10 protein-coding genes are annotated in these 13,301 nt (G+C 41.3%); all 10 read right to left on the bottom strand.

Features of this window, described 5'->3' with window-relative positions; genetic code table 11:
• Positions 1-120 precede the first annotated feature (120 nt).
• The 10 genes from J7E52_RS01595 to J7E52_RS01550 all read right to left on the bottom strand — a co-directional run bounded on the left by J7E52_RS01595 (position 121) and on the right by J7E52_RS01550 (position 13,186).
• Positions 121-1,827, bottom strand: coding sequence for an acyl-CoA dehydrogenase family protein (locus tag J7E52_RS01595; protein ID WP_214743387.1), 1,707 nt, complete (start codon positions 1,825-1,827; stop codon positions 121-123).
• 4 nt (positions 1,828-1,831) lie between these two features.
• Positions 1,832-2,251, bottom strand: coding sequence for an acyl-CoA thioesterase (locus tag J7E52_RS01590; protein ID WP_214743566.1), 420 nt, complete (start codon positions 2,249-2,251; stop codon positions 1,832-1,834).
• 25 nt (positions 2,252-2,276) lie between these two features.
• Entirely contained in the window at positions 2,277-3,824 is a 1,548-nt protein-coding gene (locus J7E52_RS01585; protein WP_214743386.1) for a class I adenylate-forming enzyme family protein, read from the bottom strand.
• Positions 3,825-4,104: 280 nt separating this feature from the next.
• On the bottom strand, positions 4,105-5,280 hold the full coding sequence (locus J7E52_RS01580; RefSeq protein WP_214743385.1) for an acetyl-CoA C-acetyltransferase: 1,176 nt from the start codon (positions 5,278-5,280) through the stop codon (positions 4,105-4,107).
• 187 nt (positions 5,281-5,467) lie between these two features.
• Positions 5,468-6,244 carry an enoyl-CoA hydratase/isomerase family protein gene (locus tag J7E52_RS01575; protein WP_214743384.1) on the bottom strand — a complete coding sequence of 259 codons (777 nt, stop codon included), beginning with the start codon at positions 6,242-6,244 and terminating at the stop codon, positions 5,468-5,470.
• Between the two features lie 20 nt (positions 6,245-6,264).
• A complete protein-coding gene (locus tag J7E52_RS01570; RefSeq protein WP_214743383.1) occupies positions 6,265-7,119 on the bottom strand; it encodes a 3-hydroxyacyl-CoA dehydrogenase family protein in 855 nt (284 codons plus the stop codon).
• A gap of 150 nt (positions 7,120-7,269) precedes the next feature.
• Entirely contained in the window at positions 7,270-9,480 is a 2,211-nt protein-coding gene (locus J7E52_RS01565) for a helix-turn-helix domain-containing protein (protein ID WP_214743382.1), read from the bottom strand.
• 77 nt (positions 9,481-9,557) lie between these two features.
• Positions 9,558-10,013: a DUF3237 domain-containing protein gene (locus J7E52_RS01560; protein ID WP_214743381.1), complete on the bottom strand. Its 456-nt coding sequence runs from the start codon at positions 10,011-10,013 to the stop codon at positions 9,558-9,560.
• 64 nt (positions 10,014-10,077) lie between these two features.
• A complete protein-coding gene (locus J7E52_RS01555) occupies positions 10,078-11,436 on the bottom strand; it encodes an MFS transporter (protein ID WP_214743380.1) in 1,359 nt (452 codons plus the stop codon).
• Positions 11,437-12,193: 757 nt separating this feature from the next.
• Positions 12,194-13,186 (bottom strand): alpha/beta hydrolase, encoded by a 993-nt coding sequence (locus J7E52_RS01550; protein WP_214743379.1) that lies wholly within the window; start codon positions 13,184-13,186, stop codon positions 12,194-12,196.
• Positions 13,187-13,301: the final 115 nt, after the last annotated feature.

Genomic DNA, 13,301 nt, shown 5'->3' with positions numbered 1-13,301 from the left:
ATTCACTCCTTTTAAAATAAATTCACGATTTGAAAGCGATTCCATAATTAAATCTAATAATTGAACTTTATTTACCTCTCCCAATTATCTCGGTAGCTGATCAAGTATCTGCACTAATAACTAAGAAACATATTTTTCATCTTCAATAATTACATCCGCAATTTTACGCTTCACTTCCACAATATTTTCCGGGCAACTCATGATAAGACGGCCAGCAATCCGCGAAAATGCTTCATCATCACCGAGATGATTTAGAATATTTAAGGCTCTGATGGCGACCATTTGGGATGTTTCATGTATAAATACTTTCGTATAAGCAATTTTTTGGCTGTTTTTATCTTTCCCTGTTATCTGTACTGCTTTTTCCGTTCGTAAAATGGAGCTTTCCGCCGAATAAATTCCGATGACTAGGTCCGCGATAAATGCAGCTGTTTCCTGTTCTTGATTTAGATTTATCAGGCCGTTCTTCCGAACAGACTCTATTGTAGAATGATAAAGCTTTTTCATCAGGTGAAGTGTCTGCTTTTCACGTAGCAGCGTACCTTCGTCAACATTTCCTTTCTTACTAGGCAATTCATAGGTTTTCAGTAATGTTGAAGCAATCAGGGTTCTATTAATTTCATTCGTACCTTCAAAAATCCGATTAACCCTGGAATCACGATATAGTGACTCTATTTCATATTCTTCCATATAGCCATATCCACCGTGGATCTGCAAGGCTTCATCTACGATAAAGTCAAGAACTTCCGTGGACATAACTTTGTTGATCGAACATGCTAAAGCATAACGGGAAATCGTTTCACAAAAGTCATCGGAGCCCGTTTGTTTCATATTTGCAAACCCTTCCTGCATCGCGCCTGCAGTTCTATACACGGAACTTTCATTAGCGTATGTTTTTATAGCCATATCAGCCAGTTTATTTTTGATTAAGTTGAAGCTGGAAATAGGCTGGCCAAATTGCTTCCTTTCATTGGCATAGCTAACTGCTAGCTCAATCGATCTCTTTGCAGTTCCCAATGAAGTGGCTGAAAGCTTATGGCGGCCGATATTCAATACGTTAAACGCAATAATATGCCCACGCCCTACTTTACCAATAACATTTTCAGAAGGTACTCTTACATTATCCAAAATAAGAGAACATGTGGAAGACCCCCGCAATCCCATTTTCTTTTCTTCAGGACTAATGGAGACTCCTTCGTAATCTCTTTCAATAATGAAAGCAGTAAACTTTTCACCGTTCACTTTTGCATACACAATAAATAGGCCAGCGATGGAAGAGTTGGTAATCAACTGTTTTTCTCCATTTAAAATGTAATATTTCCCACATTTTGAAAGTACCGCTGTTGTCTTTGCACTCATTGCATCCGTGCCGGATGAAGGTTCGGTTAATGCATATGCAGCTATAGTCTCACCAGATAACATTTTTGGGAGATACATCGCCTTTTGTTTCACAGTTCCAAAATAGGCAATTGGCAACGCCCCAATTCCGGTTTGCCCTCCAAATGTAATGGAAAACGAACGGCCAAGCGCCATTTTTTCAGATATGATGGACGCACTGACTTTGCCAAGCTCTAGCCCGCCATCTTGCTCTGGAATATCTGCGCTGATCAGCCCGAGTTCACCTGCCTCTTTGATAAGACGCACTGTTTCATCAAACTCCTGGTTTTCTATGTTTCCTAATGCAGGATAAACTCTGTTCTTCACAAATTTCCCAGTCATCTCTTCCAGCATAATATGTTCATCACTAAAGTCTTCGGGTGTGAAAATTTCGTCAGGAAGGATTTCAGTATTCAAAAAATGTTTGATTTCCTTTTTTTCCGTAAGCATGTATTCACCTCTTCATAGACTGGTGGGTTTTCGGCATCATTTTTTTTCGGATATCTTCAGGAACCGGTAGCGCCTTCGGCTTACCCTCAAATGATGTCCAGGCACGTAATTCATACCCTTCAGCTACTATTTGTTCGCCTCTAATAAAAGCATGTCGCAATTTAAATACTTTGTTTTGTAATTCTTCAACTGTACTTTGCACAACCACGCTATCCTCAAAGAGAAGAGGACATTTGAAAATGCAGTTAGCTTCTAATAAAGGGACACCAATTTGCTGTTCTGCATAAAGTTTGGAGGATGGATACCCTAGGGCTGACAAATATTCATGAGTGGCTTCATCCATCCATTTATAAAAGTTGGGATAAAACACTATTCCTGCTGCGTCCGTGTCACCCCATCTTACCTGGAACGAATATTCTGCTATCATGTTAGATATGCTCCTTTCAATTTCAGACTGGACGACTGATCTTCGCATCCATCTGATCAAGAAGTCTCGATTTTTGGATTTTTCCGCTAGCCGTCATTGGAAAATCCTCAATGAACATGAGTTTTTCCGGGACTTTATAATTTGCTATTTGTTTCTTTACAAAGGCTTTAATTTCACCTTCTGAAATTTCTGTTCCTTTTTTTAACTGAATGAACGCGCACACCACTTCACCAAGCACTTCATCTGGAATGCCCACGACTGCAGCAACCATTATGTTTGGATGTTTGGTCAGCACACTTTCAATTTCCTGAGGATATATGTTATAGCCCCCACGGATTATCATTTCTTTTTTTCTGCCTACAAAATGCAGATATCCTTCTTCATCCTGCACACCTAGATCACCGGTATAGAACCAGCCTTCCCGATCTAGAACATGGTCCGTATGTTCTTGCATTTTGTAATAGCCTTTCATTATCCCAAAACTTTTGAGGGCTATCTCTCCTGTTTCCCCTAATGGGATTTCAAGCCGGTTTTCATCAACAATTTTCAACTCAACCCCAGGAATCGGTTTTCCTAGTGTCTTCGTTATTTTCTGTTCGTCATCATCATAAGGAGTCAATGTAACCGTAACCGTTTCCGTTATCCCAAATGATTGACAAAGTTTTATGCCCATGCGATCTCGTATTTCCTTGACTTTACTTGGTGGAATTGGAGCAGATCCCACCATGCCTGTACGCAATGTCGATAAGTCGTAACTATCAAAATCATCCAGTTCCATTTCTTTAATGAACATTGTCGGTACACCCATCTTTATCGTAACTTTTTCTTGTTCAATCAGTTTAAGAGTTTCACGGGGATGATATTTTTCCTGTAACACCATTCGTGCCCCGGCGGATACGCCGCAAAACAAGTTGCATGCCATGCCAAAGATATGAAACAGCGGCGCTGATACAACAAAAACGTCCTCTTCAGTACATCTAAGTTCGCCTGCCAATGTATTCGCGGATTGTACCACACCTCTATGCGTGATCATAACGCCTTTTGGCACGCCGGTTGTCCCGGACGTATATAAAATACAAAATAGATCGTTATTTACATTAATTTCTGCTTCCATGACATCACAATCGGTTTGGTCCTCATATGGATGGAGGCCATCCCGTGTGAACCGTACAGAAATCAATGACGGCACAATCGACTGCGCTTCTTTTAACCCAAAGTTTTGATCAAATTCTTCCGTCACTATCAACGCTTTCGGCTCGGAATTCTTTAAGATGTATTCGACTTCATGTGTTCGATATTTATGGTTAAAGGGGACGATCACCGCCCCAATTTTGGCTGCAGCAAAAAATATAACCGCTGTTTCATACCAGTTGGGCAATGACACTGCAATCCGGTCCATTTTTTTTATGCCCAGATTGTAGAGTGTCCCGGCAAACCGTTCCACATCCTTTTTCATTTCATGGTAGGAGACCCGTCTCTTCAAATCATATATCGCTTCTTTATCCCCATTAACTGAAACAGCACGCTCCAATAAGCCATAAACTGTCAAAAGATTCTGATCTTTTTCCATATACTCACTCGCTCCCGTATGGTTCTAAAAATCTCGCCATTTTTTCCTGCCTCTAAATGTGATTTTTCTAACCAGAAACTTGTTTTCCCTTTTAACTGTACCATTTAGCCTACATTAACTTCTATTTTCAGCATGAACGCCTCGTTATGGAATCCTAATCCCAATGACCATGAATCCCTGCATTTTCATCAGTTATTTCGTCATCTGTACACAAAATCCTTTCAATCCCTGGGAAAGGACTGCCTTAAACTTTGATTATACGGTTCTATAAATCACAACTTTATAATGCTTCCCAAATTGCCGCAATTCCCTGACCCCCGCCAATGCAAACAGCTGTTGCCCCGTATTTTTTATTGCGTCTTCTCAATTCATAAATGAGTGCGGTTACGATTCTTGTTCCGCTCGCCGCTAGCGGATGCCCCATTGCAACTGCCCCGCCGTTTACATTTCCTATTTCAAGGTCAAAGCCTAATTCTTTTTGACAAGCAAGGTACTGAGCTGAGAATGCTTCATTGATTTCAATCAGATCTAAGCCTGCGATTGTTAAGTTAGCTTTTTTTAATGCACTTTGAATGGCCGGAACAGGTCCAATCCCCATGTACTTTGGCTCTACTCCGACTACGTCCCAGGAAACAAGTCGAGCAATCGGCTTCAGTCCTTTTACTTTCACATAGTCACTTGAGGCGACAATGACTGCCGCCGCTCCGTCAACCATACCACTCGCATTACCTGGTGTAACTACCCCGTTTTCAACAAACCTCGCCTTCAGTTTCCCAAGCTGTTCCATGCTAGTTTCCCGAATGTGTTCATCGTTTTCTATGACTTTATCGCCTTTTCTGCCTTTCACGTTCACAGGTACAATTTCTTCACTTAAATAGCCTTTTTTTCTTGCAGCAAGGGCACGTTCATGGCTTGCGTGAGCGTGCTGATCGACTTCTTCCCTGGACAGACTATATTTGGCAGCCAAATTTTCAGCGGTTTCACCCATTGTACATTCTCCATAAGTATCGTATAGGCCGTCCCATACCCAGTCTTCTACAACAGGCGCCCCTAGTTGACTTCCCCATCTCATTCCGCGAATTACATGTGGTACCTGACTCATGCTTTCAGTTCCACCTGCTAATATGACATTCGCTTCTCCTGTTAAAATGTAACGTGCCGCTGTTAAAATAGATTCAACACCCGTTCCACACAGTCTATTAATGGTCAATGCAGGGACGTGAATCGGGGTACCAGCTTTTAACCCAACATGTCTCGCCAGCAAATGGGCATCTTTGCTTGATTGCTGCACATTCCCGAATACAACTTGATCGATATCTTCACCAGAAACTTTGGCTCGCCGTATGGCTTCTTTTGCGGCAAAGACGCCTAAGTCCGTTGCTGTGATATCACGGAATGATCCGGAAATTTCAGCAAATGGCGTCCTTGCTCCTTCTAACAATAAGATTTCCTTCACTTCATTCACCTCATTTTAATTTTTTATTTTAAACCTGATAATCAATACTCGTAGTTTTGGGCAGATCATTTCGCCTCATGTTCCTAGCTACCACCATTAAATGTCCTGGAATCTACAGTTGAAAACCTCTTTAATTGCCTTCATATCTACGTTTATGGGTTTTACTTATCTAGTGTTGCTTCACTGTTTATCTTCCTGAATAAATTGGTTCTCTTTTTTCAACGAAAGCCTTAAGTCCTTCTTTCCGATCTTCCGTTGAAAATGCATTGCCAAAGCATACGCTTTCGATAATCAAACCCGATTCAAGGTCAGTATTGCCTCCTGCATTGACTGCAGTCTTCACCATTTGAAGAGCAACAGGTGGTTTTTTTGCCAATTTCCCGGCCCATTCCTTCGCTGTCTCCAGCACCTCACCAGCTGCGACCAATTTATTGACGATATGTAAATCCAATGCCCGTTGCGCATCGATCATATCGCCGAAATAAAGCAGTTCTTTGGCAACACCCTGTCCGACGATCTTCTGTAGCCTCTGGGTACCTCCTCCCCCTGGAATGATACCGAGGCCAACTTCCGGGAAAGCAAACTTCGCACGATCGGAACTTATACGCAGGTCACAGGCAAGCGCGAGCTCGAGACCCCCACCCAGCGCCATTCCATTCAACGCAGCAATGACCGGCTTTGTCACATTCTCAATTTTCGTAAATACCGTTCTGGATGTCTTGTTCATCATATTGATTCCGACAAGATCAAGACTTGCCATTTCATTGATGTCAGCTCCTGCAACGAATGCTTTCTCTCCGCTGCCAGTAAGGACAATCGCTCGAACATCTTCATTGGCTTCAAGCTCATCAAATATGATTGAAAGTTCTTGGAATACCTTTGTATTCAATGGATTGACGGGCGGCCGGTTAATGGTTACAACCGCGATTTTATCTTCGATTTCACACAATAAAAATTTATACATTCAATTCAACCCCATTCTTATTATTCGTAGTCGTAAAACCCAGCGCCTGTCTTCTTACCGTGTCTCCCCGCCCTGACTAGCTGTTTCAGAAGAAGAGGGGGAGCAAAGTGATCATCGTTGAATTCCTCTTTGAAATACTCCATCACATGGTACCCAATATCCACACCCGCAAAGTCCTGCAGTGTGAATGGACCCATAGGATAGTTCAGGCCTAGAGTAACGGCCTTATCGATATCTTCAGCAGATGCCACGCCTTCTTCAAGCAGCTTGATCGCCTCGATAAACTGTGGAATCATGATCCGGTTGACAATGAATCCCGGCGTATCCTTTTTCACTTCCACCGGCTCTTTGGTCAGCTGTTTAGAGAGCGCTTTCAATCCCTCTACAGTTTCATCACTTGTCTGATATCCACGAACCACCTCTACAAGTTTCATTAATTGTGCCGGATTAAAAAAATGCATACCAGCCACCCGTTCCGGATGTTGTGTCGCTGCTGCAATTTCTGTAATCGACATCGATGATGTGTTAGTTGCCAGAATCACGCCTTCACGAACGATTTGGTCGAGGGCAGAGAACACTTCCTTTTTTAGATTAAGGTCTTCCAGAACGGCTTCAATCACGACGTCCGCGTCTTTCATTTCTTCGAGGTGCGTTGTGGTTTGGATGCGTCCAAGCGTTTCCTGTTTTTGATTTTCGGTCATTTTTCCCCTTGCAACACTTTTATCCATAAACTTTCCAATACGTTTTATTGCATTTTCCAAATAGCTGTCTTCAATGTCACATAAGATAACAGTAAACCCATTCATTGCCGCTAGATTCGCTATACCTGAACCCATTGAACCTGCACCAACTACCCCGATTGTTTGAATTGCCATCTCTCCATCTCCCGACTATATAAAATTATCAATATTCTGTAAATTAATTATAACCTTGGTAATCTTAGGTTTGTACCTACAAAATGAGGGAAAAAACTATAATTACTTCGGCTATTTTGTAGGATAAAAAAACAGCCTATATAGGCTGTTTTAGAAAAGTCCACCATTCATATCATAAAGCTTTAATGCCATCATCAAATTGAACCGGACTTCAGCATCATTTAATTCGGCATCCAGAAGCAATTCGATTCTTTCAAGCCGGTATATGAGGGAACTCCGATGAATATAGAGTTCTTCAGCCGTGCCTTTTACATTCCCGTTATTTTGAAGGAAAACATGGAGAGTATTGAACAAATCGATGTTTTTCCCTTCTGAATATTTGATAAGAGGTCCTAGTTGACTCTTCACAAATAAATCAATGGCAGTTGAATGACCCAAGTGATGGAGAATGGTATAGGAACCGAGGTCTTTAAAAAGTGAATAACCTGTGTTTGCGAACCGACTACTTACTATATTCAATGCTTGAACGGCCTGCTGATAGCTCACATAATAATCCTGGATATTCTCCGTTTCACTCCCGATCCCCATCAGCACTTTACATTCGATAGATCCCTTCGCGGCCCAGCTCTGAATACTTTCAAAAAGCGTGGCCCAAAACTTTTTCGGCTTATCCCCTTCCATTTCAGTTGAAACAAGTAGAACAAACTTTTCGTCATGTGATGCAGATATAAAAGTGCGATCGAGCTCCGACAGATGAGATTTTATTGAGTCCCAAACAAGCGTTTTTTTCGTCTGCTGTTCAAGAAGATTGCTTCCTTCCATTTCACTTCCATCAAGCTCTATGGACAAAACAGCCAACCGATGGCGGCTGAACAGGTCCCATTGAAATAAGTTTGCATATTGGATAATGCTTTCTTCATTATCAATTTTTTCTGTCAGCAATTTGCTAATGAAGCTATCCTTTGCCTGTTCTTTTGCATCCAGGACGAGCTTTTGCTTTATAAACTGGATTGAGCAAATATTCCGAGCCAAATCGACCGTCAGACGGTCGAACTCATCCATTTCTACACCAGACCTGCGAATGGCTAGGTAGCCAAGTAAATTGCCACCGCCACTAACTGGCCAGAATGAAAAATAATAGTCTGCGTTAGTGGGATCTTGCATAGTGATAAGTTCGTTCCCTTTTTGATTACCGAGTTCTTCCTTTGCTCTTTCAGCCAACTGATGTGTATATAGCGGACCACCTTCATGTCCAGAGTCGAGAACTGATAACTCCCGCATAAACCGGTCAAATAAGATGACCGAACTTTGAAATATTCCGCCGAGCATGGTTGTGATGCCATCAAAATTGTCAACTTCAACGGTTTCCTTTACAAGCGCTTGCTGAGAATCCAAAAGAAATTGAAGCCTGTGTTTATGATCTCTTTCGCTATGATATAAACGAGCATTTTCGAGCAAAGCAGCAACGTGTTTGGACAACAGCTCCAACATTCTCAAATCATCTTCTGAAAATACACCTGTGCCTTTGTTCCCAACATGCAGGACTCCTATTGGTTTCAGATCATTGAAAAGAGGAATCGTTAGCTGATTCCCACCAGGTGTTTCCAGAAAGGGAAAGTAGTCTTTCAGCATATAATTGTCTTGGATCATGATTTTGTGTGCGTATTCCATCTTCCCGTAAGCAGGTTGTTGGAAAACAAAACAGTTTTCTTTTTCATTATATAAATAAATGCAGGCAAAATCGGCATTGGTCCCTTTTCCTGCCCTAGACGTCAGTTCGGCGATATGCTGTTCAAGAGGTGCATCGAGTGAGAGGTTTTTGCTAATCCATTCAATGCCTTCTATTTTTTTCAGCTGTGTTTCCTTTTCCCTCGCCATTGCCATGGCAACTGCCATATCCTTTCCAAATTCCTCGAAGTGAACTTCCATATCCAAAAGCGGGACGAAGCTTAAGAAACCAACTATGCAGAAGCCAAAATGGTGAATGTCGTCTTTGAGGGGGACAGTAAACCAGGTTTTAATGTTGGCCTTCTTCAATACTTTTGCCATATGGCATTTTTCCGGCACTTCCGCTGTTTTATACGTCATACTTTGACGAAATAATTTGGAGGAACAGTCATCTGTGGAAAATGGAAAGGCCTCGGTTACAGAAGGGATGTTGCCGCTCCACGCTTTCGGTAAAAGCTGCCCGCCCTCTTCTAACACGACACCAACAAAATCGCAGTATAGTTCAGATCGAAAGGAATCGGTCAAGTACTGCAGTGCCTCTTCTTCGGTGTCAATCTTAATCAGATAACGCGATGTCTTTCGCAAATGGTTATCTACTTTTCTCATTAATTTTTCTCTTTTACTGCTAGACAAAACCATCCCTCCTTCCTAATTCTCCCTAATCCTATTGTAAATGAAGAAACACATAATGAAAGAGGGAAAACTAAAAATCATAGTACCTGATAAAATTTCATCTGCACATCAGAAGGTCTTCTAATGCCTTCTCCTACAAAAATATTTCGATTTAAAAAGGCATATTCTTCACTCCCTGTCTCAAACAAGGGAGCCGTTTTAAAATAATAAGATCCAATTGGGACCTCTTCCCCTTGGATGATACGGTCAATAATTTCTTTGGGACCATGCCGGTAACCTTTGTTCACAACATAAATAAGCACCCCCTCCTCTGTTTGAATCGTATAATGGGCAAGTGCCTCCGTCATGCCGTCATATCGAATCATCTGGTAATCCGCGCCACCCGGTAAAACAATTCCTTTTATCCCAGGCCCGGAAAACGTTCCACCCGTTATAGGGATGACTCTTCTTATACCCGTTCCCACATCCCCTACTTCAAGAGGATCGTCCACATGTATGTTCGCCGTAAAAATATGCTTCAGGTTTATGCTCATTTCCTCTTTCCCTTCCTCTCAGTCGTAAATCCCGAAGAGAGTATCTCATCGGGATTTACGACTATTATTTAGCGGCATTCAAACGATCTTCTTCCGATTCAGGTTTGTCCGTTTCCTTATTATAATTACCATGCTTCTCCTGAACGAACAGCATCGCGAATCCCCCAAGCACAGCGGCGCTTGCAATTGCTGCGAAGTTATACTGGGGCTGCAAGTTCATTGTAAGAAGAATACCTACGAATGTTGGAGCCACTATCCCCCCCATACGTCCAAAAGCCATGGTACTGCCTAGGGCCGTGGAACGCATTTCAGTAGGATAATACTGGGAAACAAATGCATTTGACATATTCTGTACACCCACCGATGCAGCACCTATTACTGAAATCAGGCCATATGCGATAAATGGACTGTTCGTGAAGCCGATGAGCGACAGGGCAATCGCACCACAGAAGAACAGGGGAACAAGTACTTTCTTAAAGCCCAGTTTATCCACCAATCGGCCAAATACGATGGTCCCTACAATAGCTCCGATTTGCATGACCGCAATAAAGGTGAGGCTTGATTTAAGGTCATAACCAGCCTGCATCATAAGGCGTGGAAGCCATGTATTCATCGAGTAAATCAAAATAAAAGCGCTGAAGCAGGAAATCCAGAACATTACGGTGCTTATTGCACGTTTTTGTTCAAACAATTTTATAACAGGTGAACCTGGTGCTCTCTCATCAGGTTTCTTAAGTTCTATTGCTTCTTTCACGTTTATAGTTGGATCAATCTTGGCAAGAACTCTCTTGGCTTCTTCCACTTTACCAGTTTGAATTAGGAAGCTAACAGATTCCGGTATGATTTTGATTAACAATGGAAAGAACAAAAGAGGGATTCCCGCGAGCCAGAAAACGGGCTCCCAGCCAACAGTCGGCAGAAGCGACCGGCTTGTAAGTGCTGCTGCTATAGCTCCAACCGAATAACCACAAAAAACGAATGACACTAGAGCAGAACGGATGTGCTTAGGTGCAAATTCAGTGGTCAAGGCAATAACATTTGGCATGACTCCCCCTAGGCCAATACCTGCAATGACCCGAAAAATTATAAACATTGTCGGTCCATTGGCGAACCCAGATAGCAGTGTGAAAAAGCTGAAGAGGAAAATGGTCAACAAGATAATTTTCTTCCTGCCCAATTTGTCTGCAAGTAACCCGAATACGATTGCGCCGGCCGCTGTACCCATTACCGTATAACTACCAATTGCACCTGCTGTCACATCCGATATTCCCCATTCCTTAATAAGGGATGGAACGACAGCCCCGTAAATGACAACATCATATCCATCGAACAAAATGACGAGAAAAAGCCAAAAAACAAGCCAAATATGGAATGAATGAATGCGGCTTCCGTCAATTACTTTCATTGGGTTAATCAACTTCATTATTATTGCCCCCCTTTAAATTTAGATTTCATTTAACAAATCGTACCCTGCACCAATAGGAAACGCTTTCATTTTTTTGTAACCTCTGCTCCCTCCTTTTTAAGTATCTGACTTTTCCATAATCTAATTTTATTAGCTGGCGGTAAGGAATGTTAGCCACTTAATGTAGGAAAAAAGAAGTTTATTTTCAGTTATTATGTAGTCTATTCGGATAGTGCAACCTATCCAACTAGTAAAACTGCTTAGTGATATATAAGAAAGAAGACGTTCGCTAATTTAATTTGCACAGTATTCTTCTTAGACTTCAATCATTCGAATAATATTTATAGCGTTTTTAGAAAAGCAGGGAACTCCGTTTTCAAATCTCCCTTGATCCTACTCTCTGCCGATTCCTAAACAATTTATAAAGGGCGAGCCATAAATTATTAGTAAGATAATATTATGTAGACTTCTCAGTTAACCCAAGCTATTAAACCTTGTTTGTTATGGCCTTATCAGTATCTTCTACCGAGTCTACTATTCATTTGAAAATTGCTTGTTAGTTTCGTATTAATGTTTATGTAGAGTTTTTTCTTTCTACTTTTTCGTTTGATTTCAAATAGACTGCAAAGCTTTTCTGGAAGAAGACCTTTGCAGACTTTTTGTTTCTTGTTTTACTGAGATGAAAATTTCGTATATCCATTGGAATCCACTGCACACTAAGAAATCCTTCCGTACGATTCACGGAAGGATTTAGCTTCAATTCATTTTTCTCACTTTAGTTCTTTTTATTTTCTTTACCTTTTACGTGTTTATCTAAGAAGTTAATCAAGATTTTCAAGACTTTTGGTTGCACCCAGTGAGTTCCACCATGGCCAGCACCTTTTACAACATAATAAGTGGAATCAACCCCTTTGTTAATTAAATTTTCGTGTAATATTTCAGTTTGGTTTTGTGAAACAAGTGTATCTTTATCTCCGTGCATGATTAAAAACGGAGGTGCATTCTTAGTGATATACGTGATGGGGTTTGCTTTGGCTGCTTTTTCAAGATTATCAAAAATTGAACCACCAGGGCTCATTACGGAAGGTCCATTTACCCACATACCTTCTGGTGCAGAAGGAGATTTGTGAAGTGCCTGAATCTCTTCTGAAAAGCCATCTCCAACTCTCGTTAAGTCAGAAAGTCCATATAAATCGATAACCGCTTTCACATCACTGCTTTGATCTAGATTTTCCCCTTTATCGAATTCCGCCAAACCATTTGTTATTCCAGCAAACGCAGCAAGATATCCGCCAGCTGAACTACCCATTACAACGATATTCTCAGGGTCGATATTAAATTTTTCAGCATTGGCACGCAGGTAGCGAATGCCCGCTTTCACATCTTCAAGTGATGAAGGGAAGGTACTCTGAGGTGTAACCCGATATTCAATACTAGCGACAACGTAACCTGCCTCTGAAATAGTCATTCTTTGTTGTACAGACTTATCTTTATTAGCTGACATGAATCCACCTCCTGGTACAAATACAACTGCAGGAAGTGGTTTTTTACCTTCAGGCTGTAATATATCCATTTCTAGTGGAACATTGGAATCACCATAAATAGGTTGCTGAGAGTAAACAACTTCTGATATTAAATTAACAGAAGGTTCCTTAATAGGGACTTCTAACATTTTAGCCTTGTTGTCAGCTGCACTAGCAAGTGGAGTAGCAACGGCGAGAATACCAACCATTAGTAAAGAAAGAAAGGGAGACTTTTTTATTTTCATTCAATTATCCTCCTAGAATATAATTTAAAGATTAATGATAATAACCCATAGGATGTATTGATTTATGAGCGCTTACATAATCTACACTCTTACTCAACCACGTCCATGAATTGTA

This window comes from Bacillus sp. ISL-34, from assembly GCF_018613325.1.
Classification (GTDB): domain Bacteria; phylum Bacillota; class Bacilli; order Bacillales; family DSM-1321; genus Peribacillus.
Note: the sequence above shows the minus strand (reverse complement) of the source record. Positions and strands in the feature narration are given on the sequence as shown.